The sequence below is a fragment of the Erysipelotrichaceae bacterium 66202529 genome, assembly GCA_017161075.1.
Classification (GTDB): Bacteria; Bacillota_I; Bacilli_A; order Erysipelotrichales; family Erysipelotrichaceae; genus Clostridium_AQ.
Genome location: CP046174.1, coordinates 2,549,469 through 2,566,728 on the forward strand (window position 1 = coordinate 2,549,469; position 17,260 = coordinate 2,566,728).

Genomic DNA, 17,260 nt, shown 5'->3' on the forward strand with positions numbered 1-17,260 from the left:
CCTTACTAATAGCCTGTCATACCTGAAGGATTCTGGTACATCTGATAAATTGGCAGCAGTACAGCCAGCATAACGCATAATACAATCAATGCCAGAATGATAATCATAACCGGTTCCAGCAATGTCACCATGCGCTGAGAAGCAGCTTCTGATTCATAGTCGAAATCATCCGCAAGTGATGTCAGCATATTTTCCAGCCGTCCGCTTTCCTCACCGATATAGATAGAGCTTGCCAGCTTTGGGTCAAAGCCTTCTATTTTCTGCACGCTTTGAGATAACGATGTTCCATTTCTCACCATTCCAACGACACTGTCAAACTGTGCTTCTATATATTTATTTCCAATCGTATTGCGAATGATTAAGATGCCATTGATAATAGAAATTCCACTCGTATACAGAGAGCACATATTTCGTGCAAACCGTGCTGTATAAATAATTCGCAGAAGTTTTCCAATCTTCGGTATTTTCAGCTTCATTTTGTCAACGCGATACCGTATTTTTTCAACCCGCAGCAATGTTGTAATCAGCCCGAATATGCAAAGGATACCAATGAGCAGCCAATACCAGTATTCTATCATGATCTGTGATAAGCCATTTACGATTTTTGTAATCAAGGGAAGCTCCATTCCCTTAAAGGATTCGGAAAAGCTTGGAACGATCCATGTAAACACAACAACAATAACGAATACGGTTACACACAATAAAATAATTGGATAAATCATCGCATTTCGAATCTTCCTTTTGATATGATCGTCCTTCTCATACTGCAGCGCCATGGTCATAGCTACCTTTTCCATCTGCCCGCTGCTTTCTCCTGTCCGATACATATTGATCATAAGCTCCGGAAACGCTTTTCCTTCCGATTCCATTGCCATGGACAATGTTTGTCCCTGCTGCAGCTTACGATACATATCTGTATAAATTGCTTTTATTTTTGGTTTATCCTCGCGTTGTACGAGAATTGACATTGCACGAATCAGACTGACACCGGAGCCAATCATAGCGCCCAGCTGACGCGAAAAATCCGATAATTCTTTTAATGTCAGCTTATACGTATTCTGCTGGGTGTTTGTCACATCCTTGCAATCAATTAAATACTGTTCCTTTGAACGCAGAAAAGCAGAAAGCTCATTTCTGCTGTTTGCCTCCATTTTTCCGGTTATCCGTTTGGAATTTATATCCTTCGCTATATATTTATAAACCGCCATATATGTTCCTCCAAACCTGCATTATAAACCAAACAATGATAAATATACCTGTATCAGTTTCTCACCATAAAGTAATGATATCATAATTCCTGTGCATAAATAAGGGCCAAACGCGATATGTGCACCTTTTTCCGTTTTTTTGGACAAAAGGAGACAAATTGCATAGCAGCCTCCTATTATTACAGATATAAAGAACGCAAGCAGTGTCAGCTTCCAGCCCAATAAAAAGCCCGCAACAGCTATCAGTTTTATATCTCCTCCGCCAAAGCAATCCGGAATCAGCACTGTAAGCAAATACATGGGAAGACTGACAATAAAGAAGCCAATACATCTGGTAACAATATCCATTTCCGTATGTAAAGCTGTGAACATACCAACGGGAACAAGTAGTGCTATAAGCAAACCATTAGGTATCGTCATGGTATCAAAATCTATCATCGTAATAGTCAATAAAATCATGAATATCGCAAATACGACTATGGTATCCCAGGAAAATCCGTATAGATAGAAACAAAGCATCCCAATACAGCCACCAAGAAATTCCAAGACGGTATCACGCACTGGTATCTTGCTTCCACAGTATCGACACTTTCCTTTTAGGAACAGATAACTAAAAACCGGAAATAAGTCATACCATTTCAACGGATGCTCACACGCTGGGCAGAAAGATCGTCCCTTTACAAAGGATAATCTCTGTGGTAGTCTCCAAATCACGACATTCAGAAAGCTCGCAATACAGATTCCAATAAGAAAAGAGTAGATATATAGTATCCATAAGACTGTATCCAAGAATCATCCACTCCTTTCTTAATGAATAAAGCCTCCTGTAAGAGGCTTTATATTAAATACGAATTAGTTATTATTTCTTTTCAATTTTTGTTTGTGTTGCAGTATACTCCGTATTAGAACCGACTACCTTAATAGTGCATGAATCTATTTTTTTACTACTAACCTCACATGAAATAGAAGTCATCGCTCCGTCAGCATTAGGTTTCAGACCAAGTTCCTCATTAACTTTAGTAGCAAAACCTTCATCTTTCGTAATTCCATTTAAAGCAACGTCATCAGCACCTGGATGCTCCCCTATATAGCTCGTAGTATAAGACTGTGCCGCAATATATCCTGCTCTTACCTGAGACTGTACTTTTGTCTCCGCAGCTTCATTGATATACTTCATCACAGCTGGAACAGCCAATGCCATCAAAATACCGATAATAACCAAAACAACGATGATTTCTACCAGCGTAAACCCTTTCTTGTTTTTCTTCAATTTCTTAACATTCATTTTTCTCTTCTCCTTTTTTTGCAGGCAATGTTTCACAAGTTATAATTTATGAAACAGGTGATTTTCAATGAAATCAGCCGTTTTTTTATGCGTTTTCAACATAAAAACATACATCATCACCTGTGAATGTAACTATTTCCCTATGTCCATAATAGTATAGGTTAATAGATATTCGAGGTATGAAAATGCAGCCTATATCTTCACAAAAGCCCCTTTAACATTACCTAATTATCAACATTTATATTATAGCATAAAAATGGTTAGAAAATAAGATTAGTGCACTTTTTCAGCAGAAAATCACATGCAATCTATATAACACACCCTTTTTGTGATACAAATGTGATATTTGTCCTATGAGGCGCACCATCTTTCCTTTCTTTTATCTCAAAACCGTCATAAAATCAGCGTCGTTTTAGCGTATACATACAAATACCAGCCGCTACTGCGACATTCAGAGATTCAAAGGTATCCATCTCAATATATACATGGGTATCCGCCAGATGTAAAACAGCATCGCTGACTCCGCTTCCCTCATTTCCAAACACAAGTGCAAATCGCTCAGATGCAGCGATATCATGAAGCGGTGTTGCGTTTCGCAAGGATGTTGCCAGAATACGGATGCCCTTACGCTTCAGCTCCTGCAGCATATCCACGACCTCTCCCCGTATTACCGGCACATGAAACAATGCCCCCTGTGTGGAGCGGATCACCTTTTCATTGTAAATATCACAGCTATGTGAGGATAACAACACTGCATCATATCCAAACGAAAGCGCAGAACGTATAATCGTCCCGACATTACCGGGATCCTGCACATTATCCAGCACAATAACACGCTCTCCATAATCAGCAGTATTGTACTGAGGCATGCGACAAACTGCCATAATCCATGTACCGGAGATACTGCTTTGCAGCTTCTTCAGAATTTCTGGGGTGACCTCATATACAGGATACTGCAGAAAGTCATGCCCTCGCCCGGCTTCCACAAGGATTGCCTCTACCAGTCCGGCCCTTGCCGCCTCCTCAATCAGATGCTCACCTTCGACCAGAAATTTCTGATCCTTTTCCCGATGCTTCTTTTCCTTATATTTCGCCCACTGCTTTACCTTTGCATTTGTCAATGATGTAATTTCCATACTGCTCTCCTTATTCTATAACCAAATGATGTACACAAACTGTCCTACTGTCATTTCTTCTTATACAGCCTCTGTTATTGTACTGTATTTTTGACCGCATTTCCATAGAAAACAGCAGTCACTTCATAAAATACAAAAAAGACAGACGAATTTGCATTTCGCCTGTCAAATATTTATATCAAATATGGTAGGTAAACCACTTATTTCAACACGTCTGCACAACGCGCACACAGACCGTCTTCCGCATCAGAATCTGTAATATTCCAACATCTTGGGCAAAGCACACCTTCGCACTTCTCTACCGCAACCTGACAAGCCTCATACTGCTTCAGCTCATCCACAGAGAAGCTGACCTTTGATACAATCAGCCACTGGTTGAATTGAGAACCGCACAGCTTTTCAATCAATGCACGATCTTCATCACTCACATTTACGATAACATGTGCCTCCAGGGACTTTCCAATCACCTTATCCGCACGTGCTTCCTCCAATGCCTTGAAAATATCCTGACGCAGTGCCATCATGCGCTCCATATCTGCTTTGATTTCCTCCGCATGCTCAATATCCAAAGCCTTTGCAAAGCGGCCCAGGTGAATGCTGTCTGCCTCAGTATGGAAGAAGTCATTGACCTCCTCACAGGTATGAACAAGAATCGGTGCCCACAGACGTACCAGCACATTGATGGCGTGCCACAGCACGGTCTGTACCTGACGTCTTCTTAAAGAATCCTTCTTTTCGATGTACAGGATATCCTTTGTATAATCCATATAATATGCAGACAGCTCATTTGTCATCAGATTGCTCAGCATATTGGTGATATCCGCAAAACGGTACTCCTTATATGCCTTTACTGCCTTTTCATTCACTTCATTTAACAGTACTAAAATATACTGATCCAGCTCTGGCAGCTCATAGATATCGACCAGATCGTCCTTTGTGAAATCCTCATCCGGATTTACATTGGCAAGCATGAAACGGAAGGTGTTGCGCACCTTGCGATACTGCTCACTGATCTGCTTCAGGATTTCATCTGACATACTGCAATCTGCCTGATAATCCACACTTGTTGCCCATAAACGCAGAATATCCGCACCGTACTTCTTTGTGATTTCTCCCGGGGCAACCGCATTCCACTGTGATTTGCTCATCTTCACGCCCTTGCCATCCATAACAAAGCCATGACTCAGCACCTGCTTGTATGGAGAATGTCCGTGTACTGCTGTACCGATAATCAAGGAGGAGTTGAACCATCCGCGATACTGATCGCTTCCCTCAAAATACAGATCCGCAGGATAGCCTAAACCGCGTTCCATCATAGCACCGGTATGGGAGCTTCCGGAATCAAACCATACATCCATCGTATCTGTTTCCTTACGGAATTCCCCGTTTGGAGAGCCTGTATGGGTATAGCCTTCTGGCAGCAGCTCCTTTGCTTCCTTCTCAAACCAAATATTGCTTCCATGCTCGCGGAACAGCTCAGCCACATGAGCAAATACAGCTTTATCCATGATCGGTGTATCATCCTCCGCATAGAAAATCGGAATCGGTACACCCCACGCACGCTGACGGGAAATACACCAGTCCCCGCGATCCGCAATCATATTGTGCATACGCTGCTGTCCCCACTTTGGAATCCAGTCCACGTTTGCGATTTCCGTAAGCAGCTGTTCACGGATTTTATCAATGGATGCAAACCACTGTGTCGTTGCACGGAAAATGATCGGTTTCTTGGTTCTCCAGTCATGCGGGTAGGAATGGGTGATAAACTCCAGCTTTAACAATGCGCCCAGCTCATCCAGTCTCTGTGTAACCGTCTTGTTGGCGTCATCGACATACTGTCCCTTCAGCCAGTCTCCGGCATCCTCCATCATACAGCCGTGCTCATCCACATTGCAATATGCAGGCAGACCGTACTTCTGTCCAATGAAGAAGTCATCCGCACCAAAGCCAGGTGCAGTATGTACACAGCCGGTACCGGCATCTGCCGTTACATGATCCCCCAGCATAACCAGGGATTCCCGATCATACAGCGGATGCTGACACGTAATCATTTCCAGCTCGCTTCCCTTGAAGGTTGCCAGCTTTTCTTTACGTTCTAATCCGAACTTTTCCCATAACGCATTGACCAGCTCTTCCAGAACGATCAGCTTACCCTTTTCGCTTTCCACAAGCGCATAGGTGTAATCCTTATTCAGACAGATACCCAGGTTGGCAGGAATCGTCCACGGAGTCGTCGTCCAAATCACAAATGAGGTATCACTGTCAAGAACACCCTTGCCATCCTTGACCGGGAATTTTACGAAAATTGTCGGACTCTTGATATCCTTATACTCAATCTCAGCCTCTGCAAGTGCTGTCTCACTGGAAGGACTCCAGTATACCGGCTTCAGTCCCTTGTAAATCAGACCATCCAAAGCCATGGAAGCAAAGATTTCAATCTGATGGGCTTCAAAATCCTTTGTCAGTGTAATATATGGATGATCGTAATCACCAACAACACCCAGGGATAAGAATCCCTTCTTTTGACGCTCTACCTGTTCCAGTGCATAATCATAGCACAGCTTGCGGAAATCAGATAATTCCATTTCCTTGCGGTTATGCCCCAGCTTCTGAATTGCTGTTTCAATCGGTAAGCCGTGTGTATCCCAACCAGGGATATACGGTACCTTATAGCCAGCCATATAACGGTTTCGCACAATGACATCCTTCAGGATTTTATTCAGGGCATGACCTAAATGGATATCCCCATTTGCATAGGGAGGCCCATCATGTAAAACAAATGCTTCACAGCCCTCACGGTTTTCCAGCATTTTCTCATAGATATCGCTTTCCTTCCAGCGTTTCTGAAAGCTCGGCTCCTTCGTCGGTAATTTTCCACGCATCTCAAATTTTGTTTTCGGCATTAACAGTGTATCCTTGTATTCCATATCCATATCCTCCTTTTATGAAAAAAAGACGCCTTCTATCTAAGGACGTCTTATAACGCGGTACCACCTTAGTTCACACGGATTCCATGTGCCCTCTGCTTATAACGACAAGTGTATCGTATTTCCCTACTGTATTCAGGAAATCTGCTCCAAAGTGATATTTTCCATACCTCTCGTACCGGCTTCCACCAGCCGCCGGCTCTCTGTAACTCCCTGTACGAAAACGTGTCTTTATCATCGCATTTCAAATTTCTTTTTTTAATAAATCAAGATCCGGTATTTCCGGCGTCTCAAAATCGTCCAAAGCCTGTGTGATTTTTTGCAGCTCCTTACGCATGCTTCCCTTCAGATCGTTCGCCTCGTCCCCAAGACGTGCCACCTCCATAAGAATTCCGCGTGCCATCATCAGCGCTTCCTTCACAATGGCATCAGCGTTGCGGTGTGCCGTATCGACAATCATGTTTGCTTCCTTCATCGCCATGCGTGTCATTTCATCAGCGGCTTTTTCCTTAACCTCGAGATTTTCACTGACATCACGATACCGTGACTCCAGCTCCTGATATTCTCTTGTCAGCTCCTCTTTCAGTAAGTTAGCTTTTTCCAGTTTTTTCTGGAGGCTTTCCATCTGCAGCTTCTGTGTCTGAATGTAATCCTCCACCTGATAGCGATTATATCCATTTTTCATTGTATCAAATGCGTATCTGTCCATAATCCCTCTCCTATTCACTGATACATGCCAACCTCAATGACAAGATTTCCCTTTTTTGTTTCCTTCACAACCTCTTTCAGCTGGAATCTTCCATGTCCGCGAATGGAAATAACACAAGTATTATCGCACAAATGAGATGTTTGTTCAAGTACTACATGATTAACTTTTACCTGTCCTGCACGGATGCATGCCGCTGCCTTTGCACGGCTCATGTTGGAAAGAGCGGACACCAGTGTATCCAAACGCAGGGAGGAGACAATCAGCGTTTTATATGCGATATCCGGCTCATAGCTGATCACCTCATCGCTTTCCTCCAGTTGAATCTTACATCTGCGTATCTTTGTCAGATTCGCACACAAATAATTACCGATATCTGGATCTACAAACATATGCACCGTATTCTGATCCACGATGAGATCTCCGGTTTTCTCACGCTCGATGCCAAGATGCATCAGGGCGCCCAGCACATCGCGGTGCGTGATCTGTCCAAAGCTGGAGGAAATATTTGCTTTGACATGCAGGATAGGAATTTCCACATCCTCCTCCCAGGGAAGAAACGCAAGCCGGCAGCGTTCAGCCTGCGCATAACCGCCCTGTTTGCGATACAGAATCCGGTGTCCGCAAAAGCGTTCTGCAATCTGTATCTGATCAGGCGAAAAAAAGGGTGTAACAACAATCCGATTCCAGCGCTCCATGCGATCAATCTGATCCTGAAGCCGCCGAACGAATTCCTCGTTACCCCGGTAATGCTCAATTGCGACAGTCAACGTTTAGTCTTCCTCGCTTGCGTCAAGGCTGATTTCTCCATGTACCGCCACGCTGCGCGGTGTACACAGAATCACATTATGTCCGATTTTCTGAATACTTCCATCCAGAGCGAAGATTACACCGGTTAAAAAATCAATGGTACGCTGTGCATAATCACGCTGCAGTTTATGCAGATTGACGACAGCCGCCTTATTTTCTTTCAGCCGTTTGGCGATTTCTTCTGACTCATCAAAGGAACGAGGCTCAAAAAGAACCATTTTCGTATCGGTTGGCAAGTGATTCACTTTTGATTTCGGTCTTTCATATTCGGAAATAGAAGGCGTATCTTCTTCCTGTTCTACTTCTAAAACGTCATCTTCATCCATTGGCGCTATAAATTCTTTGAATTTCTGACTGATGCTCATGTACGCGTCCCTCCTATACATTACGTATATTCTAGCACAAAAACCCCTTTATAAAAAGGGATTTTTCATGAAATTTATACAAGTCACACAATCTGTTTCAAAAGGCTGCATATTTGTAACAATTTTATCAGCACCGAAATTTCACAAGAATCACATCTCCGGAAATATTTTCAATTTCCTGGGTTGGTATCTCGATTTCATCACAGGGAAAGAACCAGGGAAACAGCTTTTTGACGATCGGCTGTGTGGGATGTACAAATATGGAATGTATAACATAGGTACAGGGATCAAATTCCACATCATTCACAAGACCGATCATGCTGCCATCCATTACATTGATAACCTGTCTGCCGCATATATCCGTATATTTCACTTCTATCACCTGTTTCAGTATATGTATTTCAGGAATAAATGTGAACCTTAGGAATCAAATTCTTTTTTCAATACAGCGATGGCATTTTTTTCCAGCCGTGACACTTGTGCCTGTGAGATACCTAGTTCTCCGGCAATTTCTGTCTGTGTCATATCCTGATAGTAGCGCTTCTGAATAATGTCCAGCTCCTTTCCCTTCAGTCTTTTCAGGCTGCGCTTGAGTGCCATAATGTTATTGAGATGCTCGATTTCATCCTTATCATCCTTGATCTGATCTAGCAGAAACAATTCATCACCATCAGAATTGTATACCGGTTCAAATATAGATAATACACTTTGTGTGGAATCCAGCGCATCCACAACATCCTTTTCCTTGACCTCCAGCTGCTCAGCTAGCCAGGCTATTGTTGGCTCCTTCTGATTCTTATGTACATATTCCTCCTTCAGCTTGAATGCACGATAGGCCAGATCCTTTAAATGACGGGATACCCGTATAACCTGATTATCCCGCAGATAGCGTTTGATCTCACCCATGATCATCGGAACCGCATAGGTGGAAAAGCGCACTTCATGCTTCAGATCAAAGTTGTCGATAGATTTCACCAGACCGATACAGCCTACCTGAAACAAATCGTCCATATTTTCACAGCGGTTGGAAAAGCGCTGTACGATGGACAGAACAAGCTTCAGATTGCCGTTGATCAGCGTTTCCTTTGCCTGCTCATCACCCTGCTGTAATTGTACAAACAGCTCTTTCATTTCCGCATTTGTCAAAACCTTTAGCTGCGCGGTGTTGATACCGCTTATTTCTACTTTATAACGACTCATATGCTCTTTGCCTCCTAGTGTCTGTACTAGCAGTGTGCCCGAGCACTTTCTTTGTTATGCGTGCGTCGCTTCAGCTTTTCCTGTAAGTAATTGGAAGGAAATCAGCCTTGACAAATGTAAAATAAAAGCAGTCTGTGTCATGCTTAGACAGACTGCTTCAAAGATACTGCAGATTGTTCATTTTTTATCCGATGCTTATGCGGCTACTGGGAATTTTTCATCTGCACCTTCAGCTTTGCGATAATACGTTTTTCCAGACGGGATATATACGACTGGGAAATGCCGAGACGCTTGGCGATATCCTTCTGTGTCAGCTCCTCGTGCTGAATACCGTAGCGCATCTGCAAAATCTGGCGTTCCCTCTCCTTCAGTGTGGACATTGCCTCCAGCAGCTCCCGCTTGTTTTCCTTTTTTTCAAATTCCTTGGTAACGACATCATCATCCGTTCCCAATATATCCGAAAGCAGCAGTTCATTGCCGTCATAGTCGATATTCAGCGGCTCATCGAAGCTGACCTCCACCTTACGACGGCTTTTCTTGCGCAGGAACATCAGAATTTCATTTTCTATGCAGCGGGAGGCATAGGTTACCAGCTTAATGTTTTTATCCCGTTTAAATGTATTGACTGCCTTAATCAGACCGATGCTGCCGATGCTGATCAGATCCTCCATAAAAATCGGATTTGTTTCATAGCGTTTCGCGATGTATACGACAAGGCGTAGATTGTGTTCAATCAACGTATTGCGCGCTTCCTCATCTCCGTTTTCCAGAGCAATCAGCGCCGCCAGCTCCTCCTCCTTGTCCAGCGGTTTGGGAAGTACATCATTTCCCTGGATGTAATAAACCTCCATGACATCCTGTTTGATAAATAAAAAGCGAATGAGTTGCAGCAGTTTTTTCATCATCATCACCCCAGTGTCATCATATTCATGTTCAGCAATACTTCGCAGTTCAGCGGTAGGCTTACATGATTTCTGCAGCAGATCAGCACCTTGTGCCTATGGCATCCCTCAATAGCTGCCATGCATGCATAGCAGCGTATGACTGAGGTATCGTCAACGGTATTCATTACTACCAATTCTATGTCCTGTTTTTTAAAATATACCTCATAGGACGAAGAAACAAATAAGACCGGTATTCCCTCATAGCTCAAAAGATTTCCACTGTCCAGCCATCCCCTGAGATGAAGTGTTGTGTCTGCCAATTCAATATGCAAACGATAGCAGTAGTTTATCCTGGCCAGCATATCCTTCCATTTCATATGAAGCAAAAGAAATATACCGGCATAAAGCAGCCACAGCCATAGGATGGAGGCATGGACAGGTACAAACCAGAGAAGGTTATGAAAGCCGCCCTGATAAAATGCAAAGGCACTCATATACCAGAGCATACGGATTACCAGCATCATCATCCAGCTTTTTGCGCATAGGCGAAACTGCCAGAAAAAAAAGACGGTCTCCAGAAGGAGCATGAGCACCCATGAGCCTGTAAAAAACAGCAGACAGCCGGGAACGCTGATACCGATTGCATATAGCAGGATTTTTTGTACAGGCAGCGGCTGTACACAGGCATAGGACGCCATCAGAAACGACAGAAGTATGGTAACGACATTGTGTATGATGCTGATTTCTACAAAGCTTTCCATACGTATATCCCTCCAACAGCCACAGTATACGCCGGTCTTTGTTATGAATCTGTCGATATTCGCCAAACGCTAATTGATAAATTCCGGCAGGCTTCGACATTCAGACCTGCATAGGCGCCAGTTCCTTATGCAGATCAAATAAATTAGGTAGCATATGGTGCTTTGTGCAAAATTCCATATATTGCTGCAGGTACTGCTCCAACTGCTCTTTTTGCTGAAGCATAGATAACTCCATGGAAAAATACTTCAGAAATTCCTGAAACGATAAAAACGACATAGTATCACCTCTATCTACATGCTATGCATATCTCAATGGAGGTAGAACACTTATCCGGACATTTTTCATTGTTTTATGATCCATAAGGAATACCGGTGCTGTAACACAGTTGATGATAGTAATGATTTGTCTGACTTTTTTTGTTGCGTGATAGCTTGTATTGTTCATCCATATCTGTCTTTATAATTCAACAAGCATCCTCGTTTTATTCATATATGAAGACAATCCTGCCTGTGCTTTCTGAAGACATCTTCTGTTAGTTGATTTATAGCTCTTTCCCCTGATTTTACATAAAGCTTCGTATTTTTATAGGCATATTCTGTCAGCATGACCTTTTTTAATATCAATAATATAAAATTTTGATTTTTTTAGGAATTTCAACATTTCCTTTCGTATATAAGAGTGTAAGGAATAACCTTGCAGAAACGAGGAAATGTCAAATGACAAGAAAACAACCAGAAGATGTATTGAATTACCGCAATGATTTGTTCTTCAAGTACACCCTCTCTCGTGAGGATGAAGGCTCCATCTTTGCACGCAACACCATTATCGAACGTGTGACCAGGATACGGGTTAAGGAAAGTACGGTTATGAATCCTAATCTGGATCCCAAGACCATCGGAAAGAAAAAGATTATTTTAGATGTCCACGTAAAGGATGAAAACAATCAGCTGTTTTGCATCGAAATGCAAACGACGTTTACTGAAACAGAATTGAAGCGCTTTGAATTTTATGGGGCAAGAGCGCTGAATGATCAGTTAAACAGCGGAGAGAAGTATGAGCTATTGAAGCCTGTACATCAGATAATTTTCATCGATGAATATCCATGGAATAATCGAAATCTGATGAATCATTACCAAATGCGTACCAAAAAGGGAGAGGTGGAGAATAAAAAGGCACTGATAAAACGCAGCTACATACATCTGCCGGTGATCAATGAGCTGGTAAGGAAGCAGGGGATTTTGAAGTTGAATGACTTTGAGCAGTTGTGTTATCTGTTTGAAAATAATGAAAATGATGCTATACTAAAAACGAAGGAAAGGCTGGTGAAAGTGTTCGTGGAAAAGTACAAGGAAATGCAGAAAAATGAAAAGCTATGGTCAACGGCGATGGCAATTCAGATGGGAGAGGCTCGTTATCGAAACGGTTTAAATGACAGCTTTAAAGAAGGTCTTGAGCAAGGAATTGAAAAAGGATTAAAGGAAGGCGAGAAAAAAATCCAGCTGCTTCTCAATCAGCTGATTGAAAAGAAATATCATGAAGATGCCACAGCGTGGTTACAAACGCTCACGGCAAAACAGATCACAGCTATTTCTGATTTGTTATTCACCTGTGAAACGCTGGAGGATTTAAAACAACAAATAAAGAATGCATAACAGAATCATGAGATGCATGTAAAAAGCTGCTTTCAATATTTCAAAAGCAGCTTTTTTGACGATAGCTTCCTTCCTTAAATCTCATACCAGGAATAAGCAAAATGATTACAGGTTCGTAAACGCTATAGTATGTGAAAAATGCAGCCTGTCTTAGAGTTGCATTTCTATAATACTTCTCACTGTTTCGTAAACAGTGCATCCTCGTAAAAACAAATTCTTTGGTCACATGCTACTTAGAGCATTTCCATATTTAAAACGATGCCTTATCTCAACCGCCTAATTGGTAAAGTTATCGAAATAGCCCTGTACCAGAACGATTGGTGTCCCCTTATCTCCGGAGCCACTGGTCAAATCACATAGAGAACCAATCAAATCAGTCAGACGTCTTGGCGTCGTTCCCTGGGAAGCCATATTCCCTACCAGATTTTCCTCCTTCTCACGGATTTTTTCCTCAATCGCCTTCTGCAATTCCTCTCCCTGCAGCTGTGCAAAATCATTATCTGCCAGATATTTCAGCTTCAGCTCATTCGGTGTTCCCTCAAGACCCGGGGTATATGCCGGAGAAACACACGGGTCCGCAAGCTCCCAGATTTTCCCGACAGGATCCTTAAAGGCTCCGTCTCCATACACCATAACCTCGACATGCTTTCCTGTCTTGCTTAATATCTGCTTCTGAATATCCTGAACCAGCGGCTGACAATCTCTTGGAAACAGCTTCACCATATCCTCAGTGGATTTATTGGAGCCAAGCAGACCGAATGCCTCATTATATCCAGAGCCGTCTACAGCAGCCGTCATAATATCATCCAATCCGCATACTCGCTCTGCCCCGTTTGCCTTCAGAATACGTTTTGTTCTTGCACGCGTATGAATATCACAGGTTAAAACATTTTTTGTATAATTAAGAATTTCCTTAGGATGGTTGGCAAAAATAATTTCCACCTCTGCACCGCAGGAGCGGATCAAATCACCATAATAGCTCACATAATCCACACCCGTGAATTCGTGACGGTTCTCACCAAAAAGCTTGCGATACTTTTCAAGGCTCAGTACATCGCTGTACGGATTCACACCAGCCTCATCCAGCTGCTCGATGGATACCAGCTCGTTTCCAACCTCATCGCTTGGATAGCTCAGCATCAAAACAACCTTCTTCGCACCCATCGCAATCCCCTTCAGACAGATCGCAAAACGGTTCCGGCTCAGGATTGGGAACATAACACCGATGGTTTCCCCTCCCAGCTTTTCCTTTACATCTGCTGCGATTGCCGCCACGGAAGCATAATTGCCCTGTGCTCTTGCGACAATGGACTCCGTTACCGCTATGACATCACGATCACGCAGTGCAAAGCCCTCCGCCTGCGCCGCAGACAGTACGCTTTCTGTAACGATTGCCGCCAGATCGTCTCCTTCGCGGATAATCGGACAGCGTACGCCTCTGGATACCGTTCCTATTTTTCTTTCCATAATCTCTAACACCTTTCTTTACTTTGTGTATCTTTTCATCTATTTCAATCACCCTTGTGATTTGAAACCCTGATAACGCAAGAAAAACCGCATCATGTACGGTTTATCCTACCAGAAAAACTTGCTTTTCTTCTGCTTCTGCGGCAGAAACTCAAACTGCACATCCACAGCATCGTCTTCAATATACAGAAGCGCATAGCTCGGCCCTCTTCCATCACGGCTTCGCCACAGCGATCCCGGATTGAGCAGACGAATGCCGTCCACTGTTTCATCCGCCGCTATATGCGTGTGTCCGTAACAGACAATATCACAGCTTCGATCCTTTGCGGCCGCTGCCATCTGCTGGCTTCTGCGTGAATACATAAACTGATGGGAATGTACGATAAAGATACGATGAGCCCCGATACAAAGAATCTGTTCATCCGGATAATCATAAAATATATCATTGTTACCGCCGACGGTCACAAACTGGGGAAAGGCCCCCGGATCCGCATCAATATCTCCGCAATGGATATAAGCATAGGCGTCACTATGCTGCTGCAGAACATATTCCAGCGCATCATCACGTCCATGACTGTCACTGACCACTACTATCTTCATTTTTACCACCGCTATTATCATACCAAAAAACGCTGACATTTAGAAGTGTTTTTTTCAAATACGCTAGAACTGCACCTCATTATACGTCAAAGCATATACCGATACCATATCCTCCTTCTGATCCCTTGGTGATACGGTGACCCCATCCACACGTACCTCCACCTTTTCAATACCCGGCAATGCCGCCAGGGAAAGCACCAGCGCATTATAAACATCCTGCTTCACACTGCGGTTACTGCCAAGGATATTCTTATTCAGATTCACAACCAGGGAGCCGTCGTAAACATCAAAGCTGCTTACCCGAATATCATCCGCATACAGCGGCTGGTCAAGTCTGCTGGACACACTGATATCCGAAAGAATGTCCTCCACGCTTGCTTTCAGCGTATCCCCTTTATTTTGCGCTACCCGCTTGCTTTTTGGAACCATGTATTCATTCCCTTCGACCTTTTTTGTACAGAATACAGTTAACGAGGTGGAATCATGCAGGGAAGCCGTGGACGTTTCAAAGTGATTGATTCCGATACTGCGGTTGAGGATTTCCGGAATCGGTGTCTGTGCATTTGGCATGGCAGTCAGCTGCTTGTCATTCAGATACAGCTTTACCTGTTCTATATCATGAAACTGGGTAGCCCCCCATGTAATTGCCTCTAAAATACGCAGCTCATTGTCCTTGTTATAATTTTTTAAGGAAGCATCAAAGTACAGGGATACAATTCCGTTTTTTATCGATGCGGACTGCAATGTGCATTCCTTTTCAAACAGCGGCTGAAAGCCCTTGATTTCCTGCTTGCCACTCATATAGGAAAACATAAGCGCCAGCTTATCCTCCTCACTCATTTCCTCACTGACCGGAATAGATAAAGGAACCAGTGTCTGATCGCTGTCCATCATATAAATCTGCATATGCTTTGTTTCATCCTTTGTGGAAATCACCGGGGTTGCCAGCTGCTCCTGCTGTGGAAAAAAGCGCACGGACAGATAGCCGATCATGGCAATGGCGCCAAACACCACTGCCATCTGCTTCTTGAAGGTTTTCTTCATACATTGTTCACCTCTAGTTCAATGTATGTGACAAATCGAAAAAAAAGAACAGCACGCACTGTTCTTTCCTAATCCTTCCAATCGCTGACATTTACTTCATCGAGTACATAGCCCTCATCATGCAGCCTTTTCGCGATATCCTTACCGACATAGCGCAGAGTATACGGCTGATAACGTTTGCCTGTCGTATCCTCCTTCTGCTTCGGATAGCGGATGATAAAGCCGAATTTATATGCATTGTCCTTCAGCCAGATTTCCTGATCGCGTTCTTCCTCACTGGGACTCTTTTTTTCTTCCTTATCATCGGTCTTGTCAGTTTCCTTGGCTTCTGTTTTCTTATCACTTTCTTTTTTTGTATCAAATTCGCTCGTCATACCATTTGGCAGCAGCCGCACCGTATAGCCGAGCTGAAATTCACTCTGTCCGGGATAGTCCCAGTACTTCAGTACATCGTCTCCATACACAAGCTTTGCTTTATCAAACAGCTTGATCTGATCCTCGTAGGAGATATATCCAGCAATCACCTTCATATCCCCGTTTTCCTTCTGATTGACCTCCTTTGCAGCAGCCAGAAGCTCCTTGAGCGGCTTCACAACCTCTTTTTTGATTGTGATATCGTTGGCCTGCGGCACAAGAGAGGCATGCGGAAGATCATTGATAGAGACAAGATCATCCGGTTCATAGGTATACAGCGTCCGTTTACCAGTAAGCACAAGATACATTTCATTGGGCTTTGCTATGAGCTGCGCATTTTCAATATAGGGATCTCCCTCATCAAAAAAGCGGGTCAGTACATTATAGGTATAATTGGATAGCAGATCGTGAAGCTCTCCGTATTCCATGCGGCTGCGATAGCGGTTAATAAAGCTGACGATGTATTCCTTTACCGCCTGATCCTGGTCGGTATGCGATGGCTTCTGTGTGCGATAAGCGGCATCATACCATAAGGTATTATTCAAATCGAAATCCTTGATATCGATAAAGGGCAGAAACTGATCCGGTTCCACTTTCTGAGAAACCAGATAATTGATCTGCTCTGTGCTAAGATGGGACAGCACCAGCTTGCGCTCCTCATCGCTTAATGCATGCGGATAGCGTGCCAGCTCGTCGTAATGCTGATTCATAATATAAAAGCATCCGCTGAAAAGGGCAATCAGCAGGATGACAAAAATGCTTCGTTTCAGTAGCATAGGCTCACCTCGTCCTTTATTATA

Annotated in this window: 17 protein-coding genes and 1 other annotated feature; of the genes, 1 reads left to right on the forward strand and 16 read right to left on the reverse strand. The window is 43.3% G+C overall.

Annotated features, from left to right (window positions below):
- Positions 1–5 precede the first annotated feature (5 nt).
- The 12 genes from GKZ87_12135 to GKZ87_12190 form a co-directional block, all read right to left on the reverse strand.
- On the reverse strand, positions 6–1,208 hold the full coding sequence (locus tag GKZ87_12135; GenBank protein ID QSI26184.1) for a type II secretion system F family protein: 1,203 nt from the start codon (positions 1,206–1,208) through the stop codon (positions 6–8).
- A 21-nt stretch (positions 1,209–1,229) separates the two neighbouring features.
- Entirely contained in the window at positions 1,230–1,997 is a 768-nt protein-coding gene (locus tag GKZ87_12140; protein QSI26185.1) for a prepilin peptidase, read from the reverse strand.
- A 70-nt stretch (positions 1,998–2,067) separates the two neighbouring features.
- Positions 2,068–2,493, reverse strand: coding sequence for a prepilin-type N-terminal cleavage/methylation domain-containing protein (locus GKZ87_12145; GenBank protein ID QSI26186.1), 426 nt, complete (start codon positions 2,491–2,493; stop codon positions 2,068–2,070).
- Positions 2,494–2,894: 401 nt separating this feature from the next.
- The gene (locus GKZ87_12150; GenBank protein ID QSI26187.1) at positions 2,895–3,629 is read right to left on the reverse strand and encodes an RNA methyltransferase; all 735 of its coding nucleotides are present in this window, start codon (positions 3,627–3,629) and stop codon (positions 2,895–2,897) included.
- A 200-nt stretch (positions 3,630–3,829) separates the two neighbouring features.
- Positions 3,830–6,556 (reverse strand): isoleucine--tRNA ligase, encoded by a 2,727-nt coding sequence (gene ileS, locus GKZ87_12155; protein ID QSI26188.1) that lies wholly within the window; start codon positions 6,554–6,556, stop codon positions 3,830–3,832.
- Positions 6,557–6,594: 38 nt separating this feature from the next.
- Positions 6,595–6,803: a binding site (T-box leader), on the reverse strand.
- Positions 6,801–7,265 (reverse strand): cell division protein DivIVA, encoded by a 465-nt coding sequence (locus tag GKZ87_12160; protein ID QSI26189.1) that lies wholly within the window; start codon positions 7,263–7,265, stop codon positions 6,801–6,803. It overlaps the preceding feature by 3 nt.
- Before the next feature lie 14 nt (positions 7,266–7,279).
- Positions 7,280–8,032, reverse strand: a complete 753-nt coding sequence (locus GKZ87_12165; GenBank protein QSI26190.1) for a hypothetical protein — start codon at positions 8,030–8,032, stop codon at positions 7,280–7,282.
- A gap of 3 nt (positions 8,033–8,035) precedes the next feature.
- Entirely contained in the window at positions 8,036–8,437 is a 402-nt protein-coding gene (locus tag GKZ87_12170; protein ID QSI26191.1) for a DUF552 domain-containing protein, read from the reverse strand.
- 127 nt (positions 8,438–8,564) lie between these two features.
- On the reverse strand, positions 8,565–8,810 hold the full coding sequence (locus GKZ87_12175) for a sporulation protein (protein ID QSI26192.1): 246 nt from the start codon (positions 8,808–8,810) through the stop codon (positions 8,565–8,567).
- A gap of 47 nt (positions 8,811–8,857) precedes the next feature.
- Positions 8,858–9,637 (reverse strand): SigB/SigF/SigG family RNA polymerase sigma factor, encoded by a 780-nt coding sequence (locus tag GKZ87_12180; GenBank protein QSI26193.1) that lies wholly within the window; start codon positions 9,635–9,637, stop codon positions 8,858–8,860.
- A gap of 203 nt (positions 9,638–9,840) precedes the next feature.
- Positions 9,841–10,539 (reverse strand): sigma-70 family RNA polymerase sigma factor, encoded by a 699-nt coding sequence (locus tag GKZ87_12185; protein ID QSI27951.1) that lies wholly within the window; start codon positions 10,537–10,539, stop codon positions 9,841–9,843.
- Between the two features lie 5 nt (positions 10,540–10,544).
- Complete coding sequence (locus GKZ87_12190; protein ID QSI26194.1) at positions 10,545–11,282, reverse strand: hypothetical protein; 738 nt, start codon at positions 11,280–11,282, stop codon at positions 10,545–10,547.
- 717 nt (positions 11,283–11,999) lie between these two features.
- On the opposite strand from GKZ87_12190, the gene GKZ87_12195 reads away from it, so the two are divergent.
- The gene (locus tag GKZ87_12195) at positions 12,000–12,935 is read left to right on the forward strand and encodes an Rpn family recombination-promoting nuclease/putative transposase (protein ID QSI26195.1); all 936 of its coding nucleotides are present in this window, start codon (positions 12,000–12,002) and stop codon (positions 12,933–12,935) included.
- A gap of 276 nt (positions 12,936–13,211) precedes the next feature.
- Here the strand turns inward: GKZ87_12195 and GKZ87_12200 are convergent, their stop codons facing one another.
- The 4 genes from GKZ87_12200 to GKZ87_12215 all read right to left on the reverse strand — a co-directional run bounded on the left by GKZ87_12200 (position 13,212) and on the right by GKZ87_12215 (position 17,236).
- The gene (locus GKZ87_12200) at positions 13,212–14,402 is read right to left on the reverse strand and encodes a F420-0--gamma-glutamyl ligase (GenBank protein ID QSI26196.1); all 1,191 of its coding nucleotides are present in this window, start codon (positions 14,400–14,402) and stop codon (positions 13,212–13,214) included.
- Positions 14,403–14,510: 108 nt separating this feature from the next.
- On the reverse strand, positions 14,511–15,002 hold the full coding sequence (locus tag GKZ87_12205; GenBank protein QSI26197.1) for a YfcE family phosphodiesterase: 492 nt from the start codon (positions 15,000–15,002) through the stop codon (positions 14,511–14,513).
- 63 nt (positions 15,003–15,065) lie between these two features.
- The gene (locus GKZ87_12210) at positions 15,066–16,046 is read right to left on the reverse strand and encodes a spore gernimation protein GerM (GenBank protein ID QSI26198.1); all 981 of its coding nucleotides are present in this window, start codon (positions 16,044–16,046) and stop codon (positions 15,066–15,068) included.
- A gap of 68 nt (positions 16,047–16,114) precedes the next feature.
- A complete protein-coding gene (locus GKZ87_12215) occupies positions 16,115–17,236 on the reverse strand; it encodes a D-alanyl-D-alanine carboxypeptidase (GenBank protein ID QSI26199.1) in 1,122 nt (373 codons plus the stop codon).
- Between the last annotated feature and the right edge of the window lie 24 nt (positions 17,237–17,260).

Bases quoted from the DNA above. Each gene is read 5' to 3' on its own strand.
- GKZ87_12135 (QSI26184.1), bottom strand. From the start codon at position 1,208: ATGGCGGTTTATAAATATATAGCGAAGGATATAAATTCCAAACGGATA.
- GKZ87_12145 (QSI26186.1), bottom strand. From the start codon at position 2,493: ATGAATGTTAAGAAATTGAAGAAAAACAAGAAAGGGTTTACGCTGGTA.
- GKZ87_12150 (QSI26187.1), bottom strand. From the start codon at position 3,629: ATGGAAATTACATCATTGACAAATGCAAAGGTAAAGCAGTGGGCGAAA.
- ileS (QSI26188.1), bottom strand. From the start codon at position 6,556: ATGGAATACAAGGATACACTGTTAATGCCGAAAACAAAATTTGAGATG.
- GKZ87_12160 (QSI26189.1), bottom strand. From the start codon at position 7,265: ATGGACAGATACGCATTTGATACAATGAAAAATGGATATAATCGCTAT.
- GKZ87_12170 (QSI26191.1), bottom strand. From the start codon at position 8,437: ATGAGCATCAGTCAGAAATTCAAAGAATTTATAGCGCCAATGGATGAA.
- GKZ87_12180 (QSI26193.1), bottom strand. From the start codon at position 9,637: ATGAGTCGTTATAAAGTAGAAATAAGCGGTATCAACACCGCGCAGCTA.
- GKZ87_12185 (QSI27951.1), bottom strand. From the start codon at position 10,539: ATGAAAAAACTGCTGCAACTCATTCGCTTTTTATTTATCAAACAGGAT.
- GKZ87_12190 (QSI26194.1), bottom strand. From the start codon at position 11,282: ATGGAAAGCTTTGTAGAAATCAGCATCATACACAATGTCGTTACCATA.
- GKZ87_12195 (QSI26195.1), top strand. From the start codon at position 12,000: ATGACAAGAAAACAACCAGAAGATGTATTGAATTACCGCAATGATTTG.
- GKZ87_12200 (QSI26196.1), bottom strand. From the start codon at position 14,402: ATGGAAAGAAAAATAGGAACGGTATCCAGAGGCGTACGCTGTCCGATT.
- GKZ87_12205 (QSI26197.1), bottom strand. From the start codon at position 15,002: ATGAAGATAGTAGTGGTCAGTGACAGTCATGGACGTGATGATGCGCTG.
- GKZ87_12210 (QSI26198.1), bottom strand. From the start codon at position 16,046: ATGAAGAAAACCTTCAAGAAGCAGATGGCAGTGGTGTTTGGCGCCATT.
- GKZ87_12215 (QSI26199.1), bottom strand. From the start codon at position 17,236: ATGCTACTGAAACGAAGCATTTTTGTCATCCTGCTGATTGCCCTTTTC.